The 21,166-nt window shown below is 38.6% G+C and carries 21 protein-coding genes and 14 tRNA genes; 32 read left to right on the plus strand and 3 right to left on the minus strand.

The features are described from left to right. Positions 1-6: 6 nt before the first annotated feature. From IGI87_RS01480 to IGI87_RS01580, 21 genes are all read left to right on the plus strand, one after another. Positions 7-96: transfer RNA gene (locus IGI87_RS01480), tRNA-Ser, on the plus strand. Between the two features lie 33 nt (positions 97-129). Beyond that, positions 130-203: transfer RNA gene (locus IGI87_RS01485), tRNA-Met, on the plus strand. Between the two features lie 38 nt (positions 204-241). Continuing rightward, a tRNA-Asp gene (locus IGI87_RS01490) sits at positions 242-318 on the plus strand. 1 nt (position 319) lies between these two features. Next, positions 320-390: transfer RNA gene (locus tag IGI87_RS01495), tRNA-Gly, on the plus strand. Between the two features lie 9 nt (positions 391-399). Next, positions 400-473: transfer RNA gene (locus IGI87_RS01500), tRNA-Ile, on the plus strand. A gap of 14 nt (positions 474-487) precedes the next feature. After that, a tRNA-Glu gene (locus tag IGI87_RS01505) sits at positions 488-559 on the plus strand. Positions 560-571: 12 nt separating this feature from the next. Continuing rightward, positions 572-661: transfer RNA gene (locus IGI87_RS01510), tRNA-Ser, on the plus strand. A gap of 33 nt (positions 662-694) precedes the next feature. Next, a tRNA-Met gene (locus IGI87_RS01515) sits at positions 695-768 on the plus strand. A gap of 48 nt (positions 769-816) precedes the next feature. After that, positions 817-890 (plus strand) — tRNA-Asp (locus IGI87_RS01520). Positions 891-895: 5 nt separating this feature from the next. Continuing rightward, positions 896-968 (plus strand) — tRNA-Phe (locus IGI87_RS01525). 14 nt (positions 969-982) lie between these two features. After that, a tRNA-Gly gene (locus IGI87_RS01530) sits at positions 983-1,053 on the plus strand. Positions 1,054-1,066: 13 nt separating this feature from the next. Then, a tRNA-Ile gene (locus IGI87_RS01535) sits at positions 1,067-1,140 on the plus strand. Positions 1,141-1,150: 10 nt separating this feature from the next. Then, positions 1,151-1,238 (plus strand) — tRNA-Ser (locus tag IGI87_RS01540). A 15-nt stretch (positions 1,239-1,253) separates the two neighbouring features. Further along, positions 1,254-1,325 (plus strand) — tRNA-Glu (locus IGI87_RS01545). A 244-nt stretch (positions 1,326-1,569) separates the two neighbouring features. Then, positions 1,570-2,412: a BglG family transcription antiterminator LicT gene (licT, locus tag IGI87_RS01550; RefSeq protein ID WP_104854724.1), complete on the plus strand. Its 843-nt coding sequence runs from the start codon at positions 1,570-1,572 to the stop codon at positions 2,410-2,412. A 73-nt stretch (positions 2,413-2,485) separates the two neighbouring features. Further along, complete coding sequence (locus IGI87_RS01555) at positions 2,486-4,384, plus strand: beta-glucoside-specific PTS transporter subunit IIABC (protein ID WP_317095847.1); 1,899 nt, start codon at positions 2,486-2,488, stop codon at positions 4,382-4,384. Positions 4,385-4,407: 23 nt separating this feature from the next. Further along, positions 4,408-5,838, plus strand: a complete 1,431-nt coding sequence (locus IGI87_RS01560) for a 6-phospho-beta-glucosidase (protein WP_317095848.1) — start codon at positions 4,408-4,410, stop codon at positions 5,836-5,838. A gap of 122 nt (positions 5,839-5,960) precedes the next feature. Continuing rightward, positions 5,961-7,427 carry a glycoside hydrolase family 1 protein gene (locus IGI87_RS01565; RefSeq protein ID WP_192445037.1) on the plus strand — a complete coding sequence of 489 codons (1,467 nt, stop codon included), beginning with the start codon at positions 5,961-5,963 and terminating at the stop codon, positions 7,425-7,427. Positions 7,428-7,447: 20 nt separating this feature from the next. Then, complete coding sequence (locus IGI87_RS01570) at positions 7,448-8,266, plus strand: histidine phosphatase family protein (RefSeq protein ID WP_438736090.1); 819 nt, start codon at positions 7,448-7,450, stop codon at positions 8,264-8,266. 658 nt (positions 8,267-8,924) lie between these two features. Further along, the gene (locus IGI87_RS01575) at positions 8,925-9,143 is read left to right on the plus strand and encodes a hypothetical protein (RefSeq protein WP_373413002.1); all 219 of its coding nucleotides are present in this window, start codon (positions 8,925-8,927) and stop codon (positions 9,141-9,143) included. A 478-nt stretch (positions 9,144-9,621) separates the two neighbouring features. Further along, the gene (locus IGI87_RS01580) at positions 9,622-10,365 is read left to right on the plus strand and encodes an alpha/beta hydrolase (protein WP_025187154.1); all 744 of its coding nucleotides are present in this window, start codon (positions 9,622-9,624) and stop codon (positions 10,363-10,365) included. A gap of 17 nt (positions 10,366-10,382) precedes the next feature. Here the strand turns inward: IGI87_RS01580 and IGI87_RS01585 are convergent, their stop codons facing one another. Then, the gene (locus IGI87_RS01585; protein WP_202522284.1) at positions 10,383-10,976 is read right to left on the minus strand and encodes a bifunctional transcriptional activator/DNA repair enzyme AdaA; all 594 of its coding nucleotides are present in this window, start codon (positions 10,974-10,976) and stop codon (positions 10,383-10,385) included. A gap of 111 nt (positions 10,977-11,087) precedes the next feature. Between IGI87_RS01585 and IGI87_RS01590 the strand changes: the two genes are divergently transcribed. From IGI87_RS01590 to IGI87_RS01610, 5 genes are all read left to right on the plus strand, one after another. After that, positions 11,088-11,579 (plus strand): methylated-DNA--[protein]-cysteine S-methyltransferase, encoded by a 492-nt coding sequence (locus IGI87_RS01590; RefSeq protein ID WP_002389531.1) that lies wholly within the window; start codon positions 11,088-11,090, stop codon positions 11,577-11,579. A 12-nt stretch (positions 11,580-11,591) separates the two neighbouring features. Continuing rightward, on the plus strand, positions 11,592-12,104 hold the full coding sequence (locus tag IGI87_RS01595; RefSeq protein WP_438736091.1) for a DNA-3-methyladenine glycosylase I: 513 nt from the start codon (positions 11,592-11,594) through the stop codon (positions 12,102-12,104). Between the two features lie 12 nt (positions 12,105-12,116). After that, the gene (locus IGI87_RS01600) at positions 12,117-12,791 is read left to right on the plus strand and encodes an HD domain-containing protein (protein ID WP_002355190.1); all 675 of its coding nucleotides are present in this window, start codon (positions 12,117-12,119) and stop codon (positions 12,789-12,791) included. 142 nt (positions 12,792-12,933) lie between these two features. Continuing rightward, complete coding sequence (locus tag IGI87_RS01605; RefSeq protein WP_104854731.1) at positions 12,934-13,869, plus strand: cation diffusion facilitator family transporter; 936 nt, start codon at positions 12,934-12,936, stop codon at positions 13,867-13,869. Between the two features lie 29 nt (positions 13,870-13,898). After that, positions 13,899-14,312 (plus strand): DUF4809 family protein, encoded by a 414-nt coding sequence (locus tag IGI87_RS01610; protein WP_162782599.1) that lies wholly within the window; start codon positions 13,899-13,901, stop codon positions 14,310-14,312. A 101-nt stretch (positions 14,313-14,413) separates the two neighbouring features. On the opposite strand, the gene fabI is transcribed toward IGI87_RS01610, so the two are convergent. Next, the gene (fabI, locus tag IGI87_RS01615; RefSeq protein WP_002358338.1) at positions 14,414-15,166 is read right to left on the minus strand and encodes an enoyl-ACP reductase FabI; all 753 of its coding nucleotides are present in this window, start codon (positions 15,164-15,166) and stop codon (positions 14,414-14,416) included. Between the two features lie 296 nt (positions 15,167-15,462). Between fabI and fabF the strand changes: the two genes are divergently transcribed. From fabF to IGI87_RS01630, 3 genes are all read left to right on the plus strand, one after another. Continuing rightward, positions 15,463-16,701 carry a beta-ketoacyl-ACP synthase II gene (gene fabF, locus IGI87_RS01620; protein ID WP_002358339.1) on the plus strand — a complete coding sequence of 413 codons (1,239 nt, stop codon included), beginning with the start codon at positions 15,463-15,465 and terminating at the stop codon, positions 16,699-16,701. Between the two features lies 1 nt (position 16,702). Beyond that, positions 16,703-17,137 (plus strand): 3-hydroxyacyl-ACP dehydratase FabZ, encoded by a 435-nt coding sequence (gene fabZ, locus IGI87_RS01625; protein WP_002355197.1) that lies wholly within the window; start codon positions 16,703-16,705, stop codon positions 17,135-17,137. 145 nt (positions 17,138-17,282) lie between these two features. Next, a complete protein-coding gene (locus IGI87_RS01630) occupies positions 17,283-18,251 on the plus strand; it encodes a dihydroorotate oxidase (RefSeq protein WP_438736092.1) in 969 nt (322 codons plus the stop codon). A gap of 37 nt (positions 18,252-18,288) precedes the next feature. On the opposite strand, the gene IGI87_RS01635 is transcribed toward IGI87_RS01630, so the two are convergent. Beyond that, the gene (locus IGI87_RS01635) at positions 18,289-18,936 is read right to left on the minus strand and encodes a FusB/FusC family EF-G-binding protein (protein WP_438736093.1); all 648 of its coding nucleotides are present in this window, start codon (positions 18,934-18,936) and stop codon (positions 18,289-18,291) included. A 354-nt stretch (positions 18,937-19,290) separates the two neighbouring features. Here IGI87_RS01635 and efp point away from each other — a divergent pair, with 354 nt between their 5' ends. The 3 genes from efp (at position 19,291) to IGI87_RS01650 (ending at position 21,165) form a co-directional block, all read left to right on the plus strand. Then, positions 19,291-19,851 (plus strand): elongation factor P, encoded by a 561-nt coding sequence (gene efp, locus IGI87_RS01640; RefSeq protein ID WP_002355202.1) that lies wholly within the window; start codon positions 19,291-19,293, stop codon positions 19,849-19,851. Positions 19,852-20,020: 169 nt separating this feature from the next. Beyond that, the gene (locus IGI87_RS01645; protein ID WP_002355203.1) at positions 20,021-20,158 is read left to right on the plus strand and encodes a hypothetical protein; all 138 of its coding nucleotides are present in this window, start codon (positions 20,021-20,023) and stop codon (positions 20,156-20,158) included. Positions 20,159-20,247: 89 nt separating this feature from the next. Continuing rightward, the gene (locus tag IGI87_RS01650) at positions 20,248-21,165 is read left to right on the plus strand and encodes a PLP-dependent cysteine synthase family protein (protein ID WP_002361143.1); all 918 of its coding nucleotides are present in this window, start codon (positions 20,248-20,250) and stop codon (positions 21,163-21,165) included. Position 21,166: the final 1 nt, after the last annotated feature.

The raw sequence follows: 21,166 nt of genomic DNA on the forward strand, positions 1-21,166 counted from the left end.
TATCATGGAGGATTACCCAAGTCCGGCTGAAGGGAACGGTCTTGAAAACCGTCAGGCGGGTAAAACCGTGCAAGGGTTCGAATCCCTTATCCTCCTTTCTTAGGAATTAAATTTCCTTGGTCTAATTATCGCGGGGTGGAGCAGTCAGGTAGCTCGTCGGGCTCATAACCCGAAGGTCGTAGGTTCAAATCCTGCCCCCGCAATTGCTTTTGATTTCAAAAGCACATAAAAAGAAAAGTATGGTTTGGTAGTTCAGCTGGTTAGAATGCCTGCCTGTCACGCAGGAGGTCGCGGGTTCGAGTCCCGTCCAGACCGCCATGCGGGTGTAGTTTAGTGGTAAAACCACAGCCTTCCAAGCTGTTGTCGCGAGTTCGATTCTCGTCACCCGCTTTTCTTTTTGGGCCTATAGCTCAGCTGGTTAGAGCGCACGCCTGATAAGCGTGAGGTCGATGGTTCGAGTCCATTTAGGCCCATAATTTTATAAAATGGCCCGTTGGTCAAGCGGTTAAGACACCGCCCTTTCACGGCGGTAACACGGGTTCGAGTCCCGTACGGGTCATAGTTTTGTTACGGAGGATTACCCAAGTCCGGCTGAAGGGAACGGTCTTGAAAACCGTCAGGCGGGTAAAACCGTGCAAGGGTTCGAATCCCTTATCCTCCTTTCTTAGGAATTAAATTTCCTTGGTCTAATTATCGCGGGGTGGAGCAGTCAGGTAGCTCGTCGGGCTCATAACCCGAAGGTCGTAGGTTCAAATCCTGCCCCCGCAATTGCTTTTATTTTTTAAAGCATACATTTGTATAAAGCAAAAACGAATTGGTTTGGTAGTTCAGCTGGTTAGAATGCCTGCCTGTCACGCAGGAGGTCGCGGGTTCGAGTCCCGTCCAGACCGTTTTTGGCTCGGTAGCTCAGTTGGTAGAGCAATGGATTGAAGCTCCATGTGTCGGCAGTTCGATTCTGTCCCGCGCCATCCAAGAAAAATTTGCGGGTGTAGTTTAGTGGTAAAACCACAGCCTTCCAAGCTGTTGTCGCGAGTTCGATTCTCGTCACCCGCTTTTTTCTTATTTGGGGCCTATAGCTCAGCTGGTTAGAGCGCACGCCTGATAAGCGTGAGGTCGATGGTTCGAGTCCATTTAGGCCCATTTATTTCTTGGGGAAGTACTCAAGTGGCTGAAGAGGCGCCCCTGCTAAGGGTGTAGGTCGGGAAACCGGCGCGAGGGTTCAAATCCCTCCTTCTCCGTTTTTTCTTTTTAATGGCCCGTTGGTCAAGCGGTTAAGACACCGCCCTTTCACGGCGGTAACACGGGTTCGAGTCCCGTACGGGTCATAGTGAAGCATACAAACAATGTTTGTATGCTTTTTTTATTTTTATTGCAAAAAAAAATGTTGTTGAAAGCGTTGACATTTGTTGTAAATATGTTATTCTTTGGATGTAGGGATAAGTAAATAGATGGATAGTGATTGTTTAAAGACAAGCTAAACCTAATTTTTTCATGAAGCGACGTGTGTGTCGTTCTTTTTGAAGAAATTAGGTTTTTCTTTTTTCAACGAAACACAAAGGAGGTGGGGCATTGATTATTCACAAAATTTTGAACAATAATGTGGTTATTACATTAGATGATGATAAACGAGAGCAAATTGTTATGGGCAAAGGAATTGCTTTTAAGAAACGCATTGGTGATTGGGTTCCTGATGAAAATATCGATCAAGTTTTTTATTTAGCCAATCAAGAAACATCACTTAAGTTTCAAGAATTGTTAGGAAATATTCCTTTAGAGATGATGAAACTCTCGGATGACATTATTGTTTATGCAAAATCAACGTTGAAAAAGAGTTTGAATGATACCATTTATATTTCTCTGACGGATCATTTGTACACAGCTTTAGAAAGAAAAAAACAAGGAATTGCAATTAAGAATTTATTATTATGGGATATTAAACGTTTTTTTCCTGAAGAGTACGAAGTAGGAGTAAATGCTTTAAAAATGGTACAAAAGCGCGTAGGAATGGAATTATCAACGGATGAGGCAGGTTTTATCGCATTGCACTTGGTAAATGCGGAGATGGAGGAAGAAGTCGGTAATATTTACGAATTGACAAAGTTGATGCAAGAGATTACAAATATCGTCAAATACTATTTTAAGGTAAGTTTTGATGAAGACTCTGTCTACTTTTATCGATTTAGCACACATTTAAAATTTTTCTGTTATCGCTTATTACACCAACGTGAAGTTGTAGAAAATGATGATGAAGAACTGTATGCGGTAATTAAAAAGAAATATCTCAACGCCTATCGTTGCGTGGAAAAGATCAGCTTGTATTTAAATGAGAACTATGACTATCAAGTTTCAAATGAAGAACGCTTGTACCTAACGATTCACATTGCACGAATTGTACAAACAACGGAACCATAAAAGCACCACTTTGGATAGTGACATTCAGTTGGCTAAACCTTCAAATGAAAATAAATTTTTGGAGGAAAAAAAGATGGGAAAATATCATGAACTAGCAGAAAAAATTGTAAAAAATGTCGGTGGGCAAGAGAATATTAATAGTTTGACACATTGTATCACACGTCTTCGCTTCAAATTAAAAGATGAGAGTCAAGCAAATGATGATGTCTTAAAAAACATGGACGGTGTGGTAACTGTTATGAAAAGCGGTGGACAATACCAAGTCGTTATTGGGAATCATGTCCCCGCCGTTTATGAAGAAGTAGTTAGTATTGCAGGCTTGTCAGGAGAACGTGAAGAAGAAGCTTCTAGTGGGAATTTATTTGATCGCTTAATAGATATTTTAAGTGGTTGTTTCCAACCATTTTTAGGTGCGTTAGCAGCGGCTGGGATGGTCAAAGGGTTAAATGCCTTATTGGTTTTCTTAAAGCTCTATACGGCTACGTCAGGGACTTATACCATGTTAAATGGGATTGGCGATGCAATTTTCTACTTTATGCCAGTTATTTTAGGTTATACAGCAGCTAAAAAATTCCGGTTGCATCCAATGGTAGGGATCGTGATTGGCGCAGCTTTATGTTACCCAACGATTCAAGGAAGCGCATTACAAACGGCCTTTGAAACAACAGCGGGTGCGGGAGCCGCAGCACCGTATAATTTATTCGGCTTACCTGCCTATAATACATTTCTGGGGATTCCTTGGGTCGGTGCGAACTATACAAGTAGTGTCGTACCAATCATCTTTATTATTGCTTTTGCGGCACAAGTTCAAAAAGTGTTTAAACGTATTATTCCAGAAGTTGTTCAAACGTTCTTAGTACCGTTTTTCGTCTTGTTGATTGCCTTACCAATTGGTTTCTTAGTAATTGGGCCAATCGTTAGCATGCTAACAGATTTATTAAGCGCTGGCTTTACAGCATTAATGAGTTTCTCACCAGCTTTGTATGGTTTGATTCTTGGTTTCTTCTGGCAAGTCTTGGTTATTTTTGGTTTACATTGGAGCGTTGTGCCATTAGCTATTATGCAAGTGACACAAGAAGGTTCAAGCCAAGTATTAACGGGATCATTTGCAGCTAGTTTTGCGCAAACAGCGGTTGTTTTAGCGATGTTCTTCAAATTGAAAGATAAAAAGTTAAAAGCTTTGTGTCCGCCAGCAATTATTTCTGGTATTTTTGGTGTAACAGAGCCAGCGATTTATGGAATTACTTTACCAAAAAAATGGCCATTTATTTATTCAATGATTGGTGGCGCTGTCGGTGGTTTATATTTGATGATCAATAATGTGACAGCTTATACAATGGGTGGTTTAGGAATTTTCGGTGTGCTAAACTTTATCAATGGTGATGATGCAAGTGGGATGATTCAGTCTTTTATTGCAATTGCTATTGCAGTGGTCGTTGGTTTTGGTCTAACATTCTTCTTCTGGAAAGACAATACAGTTGAGGAAGAAGAAGTGATTATTGATAAAACAATGATTAAAAAAGAAAATATTACAAGTCCAGTCAAAGGACGAGTGTTATCTTTAAAAAATGCAGAGGATCCTGCTTTTGCAAATGGAGCTTTAGGAAATGGGGTCGTGATTGAACCAACGGAAGGTAAAGTGGTTGCACCCTTTGATGGAACGATTGTCACACTGTTCCCAACAAAACATGCATTAGGTTTGATTTCAGATAACGGCACAGAATTATTGATTCATATTGGGATTGATACAGTTCAATTAGAAGGCGAAGGCTTTGAAGCTTTTGTAAAACAAGGCGACCGCGTGAAGAAAGGTCAAACATTAGTGACCTTTGATTTAGAAGGAATTAAAAAAGCTGGGTTTAGTACACAAATTCCAATCGTTGTGACGAATACAGCGGATTATTTAGATATTTTGGAAGTCGGCAGTAATGAAGTTTCAACCAGCGATGATTTGCTGACCGCTTTAATATAAAAAGATGTGGAGGAAGAGAATTTATGGCATTTAGAAAAGACTTTTTATGGGGTGGCGCAACAGCAGCCAATCAATGTGAAGGTGGCTATAACGAAGGCGGACGTGGTTTGGCAAACGTCGATTTAGCGCCAACTGGTCCAGATCGTTTTCCAGTAATCACTGGTGAAAAGAAAATGTTTAACTTCGATGAGGAACATTTCTATCCTGCACAAGAGGCGATTGATATGTATCATCGCTACAAAGAAGATATCGCTTTGTTTGGTGAAATGGGTTTTAAAACATACCGTTTATCCATTGCTTGGAGTCGAATTTTTCCAATGGGAGATGAAACAGAGCCGAATGAAGAAGGCTTGAAGTTCTATGAAGACTTATTCAAAGAATGTCATAAATATGGGATTGAGCCACTAGTAACGATTACACACTTTGACTGCCCAATGCACTTAGTGGAAGAATATGGCGCTTGGCGTAGCCGTAAGTTAGTAGGTTTCTATGAAAATCTTTGTCGTGTAATTTTCAACCGATATAAAGGATTAGTCAAATATTGGTTAACATTTAACGAAATTAATATGATTTTACATGCACCATTTATGGGAGCGGGTCTATACTTTGAAGATGGCGAAAACAAAGAACAAGTGAAATACCAAGCGGCCCATCATGAGCTACTAGCAAGTGCAATTGCGACAAAAATTGCTCATGAGGTAGATCCTGAAAACCAAGTAGGTTGTATGTTAGCGGCTGGTTCCAACTACGCTTATACTTGTAAACCAGAAGATGTTTTCGCTGCTCGACAAGCAGATCGTGAAAATTATTTCTTTATCGATGTCCAATCACGCGGGGAATACCCTGCGTATGCTTTAAAGGAAATGGCCCGTAAAGGTATTCAAATTGAAATGGAAGAAGGCGACGAAGAACTTTTAAAAGAACATACGGTGGACTTCATTTCGTTCTCTTATTATTCTTCTCGTGTCACATCAACAGATCCAGAAATTAATGAGCAAACAGCTGGTAACATCTTTGCCTCTGTGAAAAATCCTTATCTAAAAGCCAGTGAATGGGGTTGGCAAATTGATCCGCTTGGTTTGAGAATTACGATGAATGATTTATATGATCGTTATCAAAAACCACTATTCATTGTTGAAAATGGCTTAGGAGCGGTAGACACACCAGACGAAAATGGTTATGTAGTTGATGATTATCGTATCGATTATTTGGCGGCGCATATTCAAGCGATGAAAGATGCCGTTGAACAAGATGGTGTCGACTTGTTAGGCTATACGACTTGGGGCTGTATTGATTTAGTATCAGCTGGAACAGGTGAAATGAAAAAACGCTATGGCTTTATCTATGTGGATCGCGATAACGAAGGAAATGGTACGTTAAAACGAAGCAAGAAGAAATCGTTTGATTGGTACAAAAAAGTAATCGCAACAAATGGTGAAGATTTAAGTAATTAATAAAATTAGCAACTATTAAAGGGCGTTTGACGTTGGTAGAAAAAACAAGGACTCTTCTGCTAGCGTCAATTCCCTTGATGGTTTCTTTGTGATGCCTAAAAACAGAGGGAAAGAGGGATTTTATGGGATTTCCAGAAAATTTTTTATGGGGCGGCGCAACAGCTGCTAACCAATATGAAGGTGGCTACCTTTCAGGAGGCAAAGGTCTGAGTACATTAGATGCAATTACTGGTGGTAGTCAAACAGAACCGCGACGGATTACGTATTTAACTAAAGAGGGCCAAAAGGCTTCGTGTACGCGCGATCAAGCATTACCCGAAGGAGCGATTGGCTATATCGATGAAGAGTTATACTACCCTAGTCATGTAGCGACGGACTTTTACCATCATTACGAAGAAGATATCGCCTTATTTGCAGAAATGGGTTTCAAATGTTTTCGGCTGTCTATCTCATGGAGCCGGATTTGTCCAAATGGAACAAAAGAGATTAATGAAGAAGGCTTAGCCTTTTATGATAAAGTTTTTGATACTTTGCTGCGCCATGGAATTGAGCCCGTTGTGACGATTAACCATTTTGATATTCCGATGTATTTGGCCGATGAATATGATGGTTGGAAAAATCGTGAAGTGATTGATTTCTTTGTTTTCTTTTGCGAAACCATTTTTACACGTTATCAGGATAAAGTGAAGTATTGGATGACTTTTAATGAAATTAATTTTTTAAGAAGTTGGACGCAAATTGGGATTCACAATAATGATAAACAAAGTAAATATCAAGCGGCGCATCATCTATTTGTAGCAAGTGCGAAAGCAGTTGAATTAGGCCATTCCATCAATCCAGATTTCCAAATTGGTATGATGGTAGCTTATATCCCGAGTTATCCTTTGTCCTGCAAACCTGAGGACGTGATGGCAGCTGTTCAATTTAACCGAGAGCAAGAATTTTATATGGATGTCCAGGCTAAGGGCTATTATCCAGCGCATAAGCTCAAAGAATTTGAGCGTGAAGGAATGACAATTCAAATGGAGTCAGAGGATTTGGCGATTATTCAAAAAGGAACAGTTGATTATATCGGGTTTAGTTATTATATGTCGACCGTTTCGACTGCATATCCCGAAGAAGTAAAATATGTCGGAGGCAACCAAATGCCTGCGGTTAAAAATCCTTATTTGCAAGAATCTGAATGGGGCTGGGCTGTCGATCCTTTAGGGTTAAGAATTTCATTGTGTCAGTTGTCAGATCGTTACAATATGCCATTGTTTGTGGTTGAAAACGGGTTTGGTGCGGTGGATACATTGCAAGAGGATGGCTCGATTGTCGACGATTACCGCATTGATTATTTTAAACAACATATTGAAGCCATGAGAACCGCAGTAGAAGAAGATGGGGTTAACTTAATTGGTTATACGCCATGGGGTTGTATTGACTTAGTTTCAGCAGGGACTGGCGAAATGAAAAAACGTTACGGTTTTATCTATGTAGACATGGATGACGAAGGTCAGGGAACCTTGAAACGAACTAAGAAAAAATCATTTAATTGGTACAAACAAGTTATCGCTAGTAATGGTGAAAACTTAACAACTGAGTAGAAAATGAGGGGAAATAAAAAATGAAAAAACGATTGACGATTGTGGGGATGCTTTTTCTGGCCATTTTAGTAATGGTTGGTTGTGGTAAAAATCAGCAAGCAACGACAAAAGAAAAAGAGACAAAACCTGAAGAACTAACTCTTTACATTGTGCGCCATGGAAAAACCATGTTAAATACGACGGACCGCGTACAAGGATGGTCAGATGCGGTCTTAACACCAGAAGGTGAAAAAGTTGTGACAGCAACTGGGATTGGTTTGAAAGATGTTGCCTTTCAAAATGCATATAGTAGTGATAGTGGCCGCGCCTTGCAAACTGCTCAACTTATTTTAGATCAAAATAAAACAGGCAAAGACCTCGAAGTCGTGCGTGACCCAGATTTACGTGAATTTAATTTTGGTAGTTATGAAGGAGATTTAAACAAGACAATGTGGCAGGATATTGCTGATGATCAAGGCGTTTCCTTAGAAGAATTTATGAAAAACATGACCCCTGAGTCTTTTGCCAACAGTGTAGCTAAACTAGATCAACAGCGTGAGGAAAGCACGAATAACTGGCCTGCAGAAGACTATGCCACAATTACCAAACGTTTGAAAAAAGGCTTAGATAAAATTGTTGCCACAGAATCAGACAATCCCGGGAATGGCAATGTTTTAGTTGTCTCTCATGGCTTGAGTATTTCAGCGTTGTTAGCAACTTTATTTGATGATTTTAAAGTCCCAGAAGGCGGGTTGAAGAATGCTAGTGTCACAACGATTCATTACAAAAATGGCGAGTATACTTTGGATAAAGTCAACGATGTCAGCTACTTAGAAGCAGGCGAAAAAGAGACAAAATAATCCCAGGCATCGAGAAACAGTCTATTTAGGAGTTGGTGGAGCAAGAAAAGGGTGCTCCATCAACTCCTATTGTTGTGTTCTTTTTTTATTAAAAGTGAAGGCTTACCTCATCACATTTTTAAATAGAAGTGGTTCGAGCTCAAAAACGATTTATCGCATAACTATGCTGACTAGATTTTGGACCGTTTTTTTACTAACTGAATAAAAGCATGTTCTGATGGGATATTTTTACATTTATATTAAGTGAAAATTATAAATTATTTTTTTAATTAGCGAATCAACTATTAAATAAATAGTATGAAAAAATTGTGACATGTATCTGTTAAAAACCAGTCCTTTTTATGACTGTTTTTTTTTAGTTAATGAAATAGGTTGTTATTTATTATCTAAATTGTATAAGGCTGTTACTATGCTTGCTTATATTAGTAATGTGTCCCTATAAAATAGAATAATAGCTATGTCTATTTAAAATAGTGTATGCTACTATTTTTACAACAGACAAATTTATGAAAGGGAGGGAATTGATGAAGAAAGTACCATAGTATGTTTGTTGATCAGCAAAAATTAACAGTTGTTAGGTATTAAAAAATCGGATATCAAAGTAAAAGGAGGAGCTTTAAATTATGAAAAACAAATTTTTAATTTCTGTAGCTGTCTTATGAATGCATGGGCAGCTGGCGCATTTGTAGGTGGATATGTGGGCTGGTATGCCAAGCAATTTGCAGCAGCAGGACCAGTCGGTGCAGGTGTAGCAGCAGTTATAACAGCTGGAGCAGCTGCAACAGCAAAATGGGCAGTAGAAAACGGAATTAGAAGAATAAGTTTAGGGAAATATATCGGTGGCTGGAATTGGAACTATACAATTAATATTCCTTAGAGAGAAGTGTTAGAATGGCGAGGAAGCAATGGTTTATTGTTAAGTCAATGTTACTATCATTCCTTATTTTAGGAGTCCTTTCCTTCATTTTCAAAGAATATATTTTTGAAAATGTTGGTTTATTGAGGGCTTCGTTAGTTCTGATAGTATTTTTCATTGGCGAGTATATCTATTTAGAATATACTTTATCAAATAACAGGGCTTTATTGATCTGTTCGGTGTTAATATTTCTGCTTTCAGCTTCATTGTTATTTTAATAAGGGAAGTATAGGAAAAATAAAATGATGATTTGAAACGGTTATTATCAGCTACTTAGAAGCGGGCGAAAAAGAGACAAAATAATCCCAGGCGTCGAGAAACAGTCTATTTAGGAGTTGGTGGAGCAAGAAAAGGGTGCTCCATCAACTCCTATTGTTGTGTTCTTTTTTTATTAAAGGTAGAATCAGAAAGAAGAATTTTTTTATTGGGAGGAAATGAAATGAAAAATAGAACAAAATCACGCTGGAAAAAAATTGTCCTAGGACTTGGGCTTTTTTTAGTAATCTTAGTCATCGGCCTGACTATTTTTATTAAAAATAGTACGTATCAAGCGACTGATTCAGCCTTGAAAATAAGTCAAAGTGCCACGCAAGAAAAAAACTATGATTATTACACAAACGGGCAAAAAAATGATACAGCACTGATTTTTTATCCAGGTGCATTGGTTGCGCCCGCTAGTTATAGTGAATGGGCGCAAGAAGTTGCTACGAAAGGTTATGATGTCTATGTTGTTCATTTTCCTTTGAATTTAGCGGTTCTTGCACCAAATGCTGCAGAACAAATTATAAAGGATCATCCACAACAAAACTTCGTTTTGGCTGGGCATTCTCTGGGTGGTGTGATGGCTAGTCGTTTTGTAGCGGAAAATGAGCAACGAATCAAAGGCATGATTTATTTAGCCAGCTATCCTGACGAAAAAGGTGCACTAAACAAGCAAAATCTGCCGGTTCTGTCAATAACAGCCACAAACGATGGTGTTTTAAATTGGACTAGCTACCAAAAAGCCAAACAGTTTTTGCCAAAAGATACGCAGTATGTATCTATCGAAGGTGGGAATCATGCAGGGTTTGGTAATTACGGTGTCCAAAAAGGAGATAACAAAGCGACAATTTCTAACGAGCAACAGCAAACAGAAATCAGTCAATTGATTGTAGCGTGGCTACAATCACGCCCCAATAAATAATCCGATGAGCCGAAATGTTATTTTTTCGGCTCATTTTTACTGCGATAAACAGAGGGGGTTACGCCTGTTTCTTTTTTAAAAGTAGTGGCAAAATATGCTGCGGTTTGGAAGCCAACTTTTTTCGCGATTTGTTGAATCGTAAGGGGTGAATGGAGAAGCAATTCTTGGGCTTGCCTAATTCGGACACTTGTTAAATAAGCTAACGGGGTTTGTTTCGTCTGTTCCTTAAAGGTTCGCTGCAAATGAAAGGGACTACCGTGGCAGACTTGCGCTAAATAGTCTAAACTTAATGGTTCCGCTGAATGCCGATCAATAAATTGCTTAATTTGAGCAACCCATTCCTCGTTAGGAACGACTTGCCCGGTTGGTTGACATCTTTTACATGGACGAAAACCAAGTGTTAAAGCTTCCTGAGCCGTTTTGAAGATCAGAACGTGGTTCTTGTTGGGCACACGGGAAGGGCACGAAGGACGACAAAAAATTTTAGTTGTGGTCACACCATAAAAAAAATCACCATCAAATTGCGTATTATTATTTTGAATGGCTTCCCAACGTTTCTGAGTAAGTCGATACGTTGTTTTCATTGTAAGCACACCTCCCGTTTTCTTCATTGTAAAAGAATCCCTAATAAAAACAAGTAAAAAGTGATAGGAGCGCAAGATTTTGAAAGCCAAAAGAATTATAATGAAGATAAGAAAAACACGAGAAAGAAGTGTAGAAATATGGCAAAAAAAATTTATTATGCGCAACAAGAATGGCAGAACGATCACTATTATCTTGGTGTGACAGACGCTGGACTAGCTTTTGTAGGTTCAGCCAATCAATCGATAGAAGAGCTGAAAAACTGGTACCCTCAAGCACAATTAGAAGCTTCTGAAAAGAAAACTGCGCCTTATAAAGAAGCACTAATAAGTTATCTTAACCAACATTCGACAACGTTTGCTTGCCCCATAGACATCAAAGGAACGCCCTTTCAAAAAGAAGTTTGGCAAGCGTTGCAAGAAATCCCTTATGGTGAGACAATGACCTATCAGGAAATTTCAGAAAAAATTGGGCGTCCACGTGCGGTTCGAGCAGTTGGCACAGCGATTGGGAAAAATCCTTTATTAATGGTCATTCCTTGCCATCGAGTCATCGGCAGCAAGGGACAATTAACCGGTTACCGTGGTGGTTTAGCAATGAAACAAGCATTATTAACATTTGAACAGTCTTAAAAGGAGGCGGCGATGAACAACTATCAATGGTATACAGAACAATGGGGAAACCCTACAAGAGAGGATGATTTGCTGTTTTTATTGTTGACGGTGGGTGTTTTTCAAGTTGGTTTAAGTTGGAAAGCAGCAGCAGGGAAAAAAGTAGCATTCATGAAAAATTTTTGCCAAATGAAGCCGGAAAAAGTTGCCGCGCTGTTGCCTGACGAAGTCGATCGAATAGTAGCTGATCCAGATATGATTCGCAATCGGCGCAAAATTGAAGCAACCATTAAAAATGCGCAAGCAATTTTAAAAGTACAAGAAGAATTTGGCAGTTTTGCCAATTATCTATGGCAATTTGTAAAAAACGTCCCCGTTTTATCTATTTATGAAGAAGCATACCAAGTCCCACGCACACAGCTTTTATCAGATAACGTAGCAAAAGACTTAAAAAAAAGAGGATTTTCTTTTGTAGGTCCGATTGTCACCAATATGTTTCTGAAAGCTAGCGGGATTATCCAGGTGGAAATTTTAAATCCAGAATAAAGGAGTGTTAGGATGTTTGAAAATGAATCTCTTAGTTTTGAAGAACAAACAATTATTCAAGCAGCAGAGCGTTATGTTCAACAAGAATTAGCCAACGAAGCAAGTGGCCATGACTGGTGGCATATTTATCGAGTGACACAATTAGCAAAAACAATTGCAGAGAAAGAACAAGCAAATTTATTTTTATGTATATTAACAGCATTGTTACATGATATTGGCGATGAAAAATTTAACGAAAGTGAAGAGGCTGGCTTGCTAAAGGTGCAACAATGGTTGGAAGCAAATAACGTATCAACAGAGCAAACGAATCACATCCTTTCCATTATTGCTAATATGTCCTTTAAAGGAGGAAATACTGGGAAAACAGTTACTACATTAGAAGGAAAAGTGGTCCAGGATGCGGATCGACTAGATGCCATCGGCGCAATTGGAATTGCAAGGGTGATGGCTTATTCGGGAAATAAAGGCCGTTTAATTCACGATCCTCACAAACAACCTCGTGAACAGTTAACCCAAGAAGAATACCGGAATGGGGAAGATACTGCTATTATGCATTTTTATGAGAAACTTTTAAAGTTAAAGGAACAAATGAATACAAATTATGGTCGCTTATTGGCGGAAAAGCGTCATCAATTTATGGAACTTTATCTGGAGGAATTTTATCAAGAGTGGGATGGACACCGATAAATGAGGGCCAACTAAAACAGTCAGTACATTTCTTTTTGAATTTTAAGAGAACTCTTTTTTACAAATACCTCAGAAGTGGTAAAATGATGGATGAATAAACGGATGGTTTATCTTAGTTTTACGTTACATATAGGAGGTAATTATGGAGACAAAAAAATCGAGTGGCATGTTTGCAGTTATTGCCGCACTGATTGCGAATATTTTAGTAGCGATTAGTAAATTTGTTGGTTTTGCTTTAAGTGGTAGTACCGCTATGATGAATGAAAGTATCCACAGTGTCGTAGACTGTAGTAATCAGGTGTTATTACTTTTTGGGAATAAGCGCGCTTCTCGTGGACAAAGTGCGTTACATCAATTTGGAGAAGGCCGTGCAAAGTACTTTTTTAGTACAATTGTTGCAACGATGCTCTTTTTTGGTGGGGGTGCGTTAGGCGTAATGGAGGCTATTCAAAAGTTATTGCATCCCTCTCACGAAGTAGAAAATGTGGCTATTGTCGTTGGTATTTTAATTTTTGGTTTGCTCGTGGAAGGTAGCTCTTTGCGTGTAGCGATGAAAGAAATCAAAGAATTGAATACAGAGAAATTATCGCTCTTAAAATTTTTGCGAGAAAGTCGTCACAGTGAGATTTTAATTATTTTTACGGAAGACTTTTGTGCGGTTATTGGCTTGTGTTTAGCTTTGGTGGGGACCATTTTAACAATGGTGACTGGGATTGCTGCATTTGATGCTATCAGTGGCTTACTGATTGGTTTACTATTAATGTGTGCAGCTATTTTCTTAGCGAAAGAATTTTATAGTTTGATTATTGGTGAAAGTGTGACCGCTACAGATTTAGCGAAAATTAAAACCGCATTTGATCGAGCGGATGTTGAAAAACTAATTGATGTAAAGACCGTTCATTTAGGCCCAACAGAAATTTTAGTAGCGGCGAAAATTGATGTGGTAGAACCAATGGAAGAAGATGCACCTGATGTTGTGAATGCGATTGAACGAGACATTCGCAGTAAAATGCCTGATAAAAAAATCTATATCTATATTGAAGTTGACGATTATGATGTGAATTACGTTCGTAAATAACAAATGAAAGAATAACTTTAAAAAACAATATGGGGGAAGAAACGATGCAAGAGGCAATTATAACAAGTACAGTAGATTTAACCAGTGGCGGTTGCAACGCCTGTGGTTTAGTGGAAGATACCGTCTATACATTAGCAATGAATGGAGTGGACATTCCATTAGATGGCTTGACAGTTGCTCATCTAGTTTCTGCTGTTGTTGCCAGAAATGGATTTAAACAGGAGCTGCAAATGGATATGCTAGATGACGAATATATCCTTTATCAAAAAGAAGACACGACAGTAACCTTTAAAGAAGCGTACAATCATTTAAGTTACGATAACGGTTCTGAAAAAATCCAATCTAAAAATAAACTGGAAGATTTACCAAAACTTTTTGAACAAGTCAATCAAATCCTAACAACTGTTTTTGGAATTGAAACTGTCAATTTTATTATAGAATAAAGTACAAAATAGAACAGAAATTGGACAATCAATGATTGAAAGAGATTGTCCAATCTCTGTTTTTTGGTAATGTATAAATAGAAAATAAAGACAAAAAATGATTAGGTTAAATGAACGCCTTTATCGACATAAATGATGTCGCCGACCACACCACTAGCTAGTTCGCTGACTAAAAAGGCACAAGTGTTTCCGACTTCTTCAATGGTCACACCTGTTTTATCTGGTGTCCGCTCATTAGAAATACTAATCAATTGATCGTAGTCTTTTACACCAGTCACAGCCAATGTTTTAATCGCTCCTGCGGATATCCCGTTGACACGAATTTTATCTGCAGCTAATTCAAAAGCTAAATATTTCACGGCAGTTTCTAAAGACGCTTTAGCAATCCCCATCATATTGTAGTTAGGAATCGCACGTTCGGAACCTAAATACGTCAATGTGACAATTCCTGAACCAGGATTTAACAAAGGTTTCGCATAATGAGTGACTGCTAAAAGAGAGTAACTACTAATATCTTGTGCTAATAGGAAACCATCACGAGTGATGTCACTAACGTTTCCAGATAATTCTTCTTTTTTAGCAAAAGCAATCGCATGGACTAGTCCATCAATCGTACCCACTTCATTTTTAATTGTTTCAAAGGCTGCTTGAATTGACGCATCAGAAGCAACATCGCACTCCACCAACAAATCATTTTCGTCTGCTAATTTAACCACTTGCTTTTTCATGCGTTCGTTTTGATACGTATAAATAACATTAGCTCCTTGATCTTTTAATGCTTTTGCACAGCCCCAAGCAATACTTTTTTTGTTGGCAACACCCATTACGACGACATTCTTATTTTGTAAAAACATATAAAATCTCCTTTAATAAAAAATTTTTGTTGATAGAATAGGCTTTTCTTCATCAAAATGTAAAAGTTACATTTATTGAGTTGACGAATAAAATTTCAACTGGTATTATCTGTGTGAGAATGATAACAAAATCTTCTCAATTTTCTAATCTTGAAAAAACAGACATTTTTCCTGATGTCTGAATTATTAACCAAAATACTTTGAAAGTCAAACTATTTTTCTTATTTTTTAAGAAAAAGTGCTGGAAACCGCATGATATAATAGTTTGATAATCAAAATAAACTCGGAGGTACAGTATGAAAAGAGTGGTCATAACCGGCATGGGTGCCGTAACACCATTAGGCAATACCGTAAAAGAATTTTGGCATAATCTAGTAGATGGCAAGCTAGGAATTGGCAAAATCACTAAATTTGATTCTGAAGATACTGGGGTGGCTTTGGCTGGTGAAGTGAAAGAGTTTGACCCAAGTGCTGTTTTAGAGCGCAAAGAACAAAAAAGAATGGACTTATTTTCTCAATATGGCTTGGTCGCTGCTTTAGAGGCGTGGGAAATGAGTGGTTTAACAGAAGCAACGATTGACCCGACTCGTTTAGGCGTGATTGTCGGTAGTGGGATTGGCGGGATGACTACCTTACAAGACCAAGTACGGGTAATGGATAAAAAAGGCGCAAAACGCGTAACACCATTTTTCGTGCCGATGGTGATTGCCAATATGGCAGCGGGAAATATTTCGATTCGTTTAGGTGCAAAAGGACCTTCTCAAACTATCGTGACTGCTTGTGCTTCTGCGACGAATGCAATTGGTGAAGCTTTTCGCACGATTAAATATGGTTTAGCGGACATGATGGTAACTGGCGGGACAGAAGCCACAGTATGTGAAATTGGGATTGCCGGTTTTGCAGCATTGAATGCTTTAAATACAACAGAAGATGCGACTCGGGCATCAATTCCTTTTGATAAAGAACGAAAAGGTTTTGTGATGGGTGAAGGCGCAGGTATGCTGGTTTTAGAAGAACTCGAACATGCACAGAAACGTGGTGCAACTATCTACGGCGAAATTGTTGGTTATGGCAGCAACTGTGATGCTAGCCACATGACCGCTCCTTTAAAAGACGGTAGTGGCGCGGCGGCTGCGATGGAAATGGCGATTGCGGAAGCAGGGATTACACCGGAACAAATTGGGTATATCAACGCTCATGGCACATCAACCCCAGCGAATGACGCTGCGGAAACAACGGCCATCAAACGTGTCTTTGGTGAGCGAGCATCGCAAATTCCAATTTCAAGTACAAAGAGTATGACTGGACATTTATTGGGCGCGGCTGGCGGTATCGAAGCGATTGCTTGTGTGCAAACATTGCAAGAAGGAAAAGCTCATCCGACAGTAGGCTACCAAGTGGCTGATCCAGATTGTGATCTAGACTATGTCACAGAAGGTGCACGTGACATTACAGCGGACTATACAATTAGTAATTCGTTTGGCTTTGGTGGCCATAATGGTGTAATTTGCTTGAAGAAATGGGAGGAAAACTAGTATGAAAAAAGTAATGACTGCAACAGAAATTATGGAAATGATTCCTAATCGCTATCCGATTTGTTATATTGATTATGTGGATGAAATTATTCCAAATGAAAAGATTATTGCAACAAAAAATGTGACAATTAACGAAGAATTTTTCCAAGGACATTTCCCTGGAAATCCAACAATGCCAGGTGTTTTGATTATTGAAGCATTGGCACAAGTAGGTTCGATTTTAATCTTAAAAATGGATCAATTTGAAGGTGAAACAGCCTATATTGGCGGTATCAACAAAGCCAAATTCCGTCAAAAAGTGGTTCCCGGTGATGTTTTGAAATTACATTTTGAAATCGTCAAATTACGTGACTTTGTCGGCATCGGCAAAGCGACTGCTTACGTGGAAGATAAAAAGGTCTGCGAATGTGAATTGACGTTTATTGTGGGACGATAAAAATGAATCAATTTTAGATACGTTAGTTTCCCTAAGGAAAGGAATAAGTCACATTGGCTTATTCCTTTTTTAAATTTATATAAATAACACTAACACAAAAAAACATGCTATAATCATAAAAAGCTTACGTGAAGGTGGTAAGCTTATGAGTAAATCAATTTACAGGAGGGTTTTTCTTTTGGATATTTCAGTAGAGTTTTCGGGACATAAATTGGCGAATGTGTTAATGAACGCATCAGGCATTCATTGTATGACAATTAAGGAAATGGACGAGTTAGCGGATTCTCAAGCAGGCGCTTTTGTCGCTAAGACGGCAACACCTAATCCTCGTCAGGGCAATGAGGAGCCTCGGTATTTTGATACACCATTAGGAAGTATTAACTCAATGGGCTTGCCTAATTTAGGGATTGATTATTATTTAGATTATCAGATTGCACGTCAAAAGGAATTTCCTGAGGAGTTACGCTTTTTATCTGTATCTGGTATGAATTATGAGGAAAATATCGCTATTTTAAAAAAAGTGCAAGATAGTGAATACACAGGAGTGACAGAATTTAATTTGTCTTGTCCCAATTTACCTGGTAAACCACAAATTGCTTATGATTTTGAATTAACAGAAAAGCTTTTAACAGAAGTTTTCCAATTTTTTACTAAACCATTAGGTGTAAAATTACCCCCATTTTTTGATATTGCGCATTTTGACGCAATGGCTGAAATTTTAAATAAATTCCCTTTAGTATACGTGAATAGTATTAATAGCATTGGTAATGGTTTATATATTGACAGTGACAAGGAAGAAGTGGTCATTAAACCAAAAGGAGGCTTCGGTGGACTGGGTGGCGAATATGTCAAACCAACAGCGTTAGCCAATGTTCGTGCGTTTGCGCAACGTTTGAAACCAGAAATTAAAATTATCGGGACTGGCGGCATTACGAATGGTCGAGATGTCTTTGAACACTTACTTTGTGGTGCGACATTAGTACAAGTTGGCACACAATTGCATCAAGAAGGTCCAGCTGTTTTTGAACGTCTAGCCAAAGAATTACAAGAAATCATGGCAGCAAAAGGTTATGAAAGTATTGAAGAATTTCGTGGGAAATTGAAAGAGATGTAATAAAAAACCGTCAAGAAATTTTCTTGACGGTTTTTTGTTATTTCACAGCCTTAACATTTTCCATAAAGGCTTCCAAATATTCAGGTTGTGTTAATTGTTGGTTACACTGTTCGCTATCATGGCAAATATAATTGCCTTTTTTCGTGTAGGTTCCGTCGCCGCCTGATTTGGTGGTAGCTAGGAACATAGACACATTCGTGATTGTTTGACAGATGGAGCAAACACCTTTAACAATGGTGGGTGAAAGGGTGCCGTGGACACCGATTAATTTATTTTCTCGATAAGCTAAGATAAATTTTTTCTGAGTCCCAGCGTCGTTCCAACCGACATAGGTATTGTTCCGTAAATCCATGTTTTCCCACTCAGGAATCTTTAACTTTTTCACTTTGCGAAAGACTTTCGTGACTTGTGGTGTTGAAGGTTCCTTAAAGGGTAGCACGGTTTCTTTTAATTCGTCTAAATATTTTTCAGCACGTGCGCGTGTTAAACGACGATCCATCACTTTGTCCAACAAAATCGTAACAGCAGGAGGTTCTTCTGGAAATACCCCCTTGATTTTTTCGGCACATAGGGCCTGAACAGTTTTGACAGTCGTAGCATCGTTGACAGACGTATAGGTGTTCATTAACACAGCGACTTGTTCTTTAATTATGTTAAATTGGTAAGGTTGAATAGTTGGGTTCATGATTTTAAATTCCTTTCAAATAGACCGAGTACATACGCTGAAAGGCAATTTGTCTCACCAACGTATGTTTAGTGACAGACAACCTCATGTGTTTTTGATAAAGATAGCGTTTGACGTATCATATCATCACCCCCTTTAATGCTTGTTTTTTTCTATGTAAAAAGTGAAAATAATTGATGAAAGCTTGGTAATTCTAACGTAATTCAAGAAAAAAGGCAAGTTAAACTCGTTTTATTTCCCAATTCAATGTCTGGGGAGTGATAAACTTCTAAAAAAGATACGTGATTTCCTAGATTAATCCTAGGTTATTTGCTACAATAATGAAGAATTAACCAGAGAAAAGGAGAAATTACAATGATTGCAGCAAGCGATTTAAAAGCCGGTATGACTTTTGAGCAAGACGGTAAATTAATTAAAGTAATGGAAGCTAGCCACCACAAACCAGGTAAAGGTAACACGGTTATGCGTATGAAATTAAAAGATGTTCGTACGGGTTCAACAACAGATACAACAATGCGCCCAGATGAAAAAGTGAAAAAAGCGCACATCGATACAAAACCGGTTCAATATTTATACAGCCAAGATGATATGGCTATTTTCATGGATTTAGAAACATATGAACAATATGAAGTACCAACTGCTTTAATTGAAGAAGAACTAAAATATTTATTAGAAAATATGGAAGTAAAAATTCAATTTTATGGTGAAGAAGTCATTGGTTTAACTTTACCAACAACGGTAATCTTACGTGTTGCTGAAACACAACCTTCAATCAAAGGCGCAACAGTAACTGGTTCTGGTAAACCCGCTACAATGGAAACAGGATTAGTTGTTAACGTTCCAGATTTTGTTGAAGCAGATGAATTATTAGAAATTAATACTGCGGAAGGTACGTATTTAAAACGTGCTAAATAAGTAGCAAAAAAAACAGAAGGCTAGCCTTCTGTTTTTTTTGGTCTATTAATTCTTTTGCCTATAAGAAAACCATTGGTGTGATAGGAAATAGCAATCGTTAGAATCGTTGACACTAGAAAATGGGAAATGGTATAGTTTGGTCAACACATGACGAAGGAGGAAATCAACCATGACGAAAAAACAAGCTAGCCCTTTTTTAGAAACGGAAAGCTGTTGTTGTATGGTGCAAAATAGTGCAGCATACTCTTTTGTGATGGGGAAAACCTCCGTTATTTCTGAAAAATTGCCTAACACGATTCCTCTCTGAATCTAGACAACCAGAAATAAACAAAAAAGGTGCTGATGCGATCAGCACCTTTTTGTTTTATGTACATGTATTAGAAGGAGGAATTCGCTATGATTGTTCAGTCAATTTTAGACACAATCGGAGCAACACCATTATTTGAATTTACAAGTGAACAATATCCTATGCCAGAAGGCACTAAAATTTATGCGAAACTAGAATATTTGAATCCAGGTGGCAGCGTCAAAGATCGGCTCGGTGTCCACCTTCTCAAAGAAGCAATGAAAACGGGAAAGATAAATCAAGCCACAACAATTATTGAACCGACAGCGGGGAATACAGGGATTGGACTGGCATTAGCTGCCAGTCAACTGGGCCTCAAGACAATCTTTGTTGTGCCAGAAAAATTTAGTCAGGAAAAACAACAGCTGATGCAAGCGTTAGGTGCTAAAATTGTCCCTTCGCCAACAGAGCAAGGGATTGTCGGAGCGATAACTAGTGCCCAAGACTTAGCCAAGGAAATTCCTAATAGTTACGTGCCGTTACAATTTGAAAATCCAGATAATCCTGCTGCTTACTACGAAGGATTAGGACCTGAAATTGTTCAAGACTTAGGCGGGAAGATTACTAGCTTTGTCGCAGGTTTAGGCAGTGGTGGAACGTTTGCAGGTGTTGGTAGATATCTCAAAGAACAAAATAGTAAGACGCAACTATGGGGCGTGGAGCCAGAAGGTTCGATTTTAAATGGCGGACCTGCACATGGACATGAAATCGAAGGCATTGGCGTGGAGTTCGTGCCGCCTTTTCTTAAACAGATCCCTGTGGACGGCTTTTATACCATTTCAGACGAGGATGGTTTTTTCTGGGTCAAACAATTAGCTAAGAAAAGCGCTTTGCTGGTGGGAAGCTCCAGCGGCGCAGCGTTTGCGGCGGCATTAAGAGAGGCGCGCCGCTTACCAGCAGGTAGCACAATTGTAACTATTTTTCCTGACGGCAGTGACCGTTATTTATCAAAAAATATTTATTCTTAGG

This window comes from Enterococcus sp. DIV1444a, assembly GCF_051712125.1.
GTDB classification, from domain to species: Bacteria; Bacillota; Bacilli; order Lactobacillales; family Enterococcaceae; genus Enterococcus; species Enterococcus faecalis.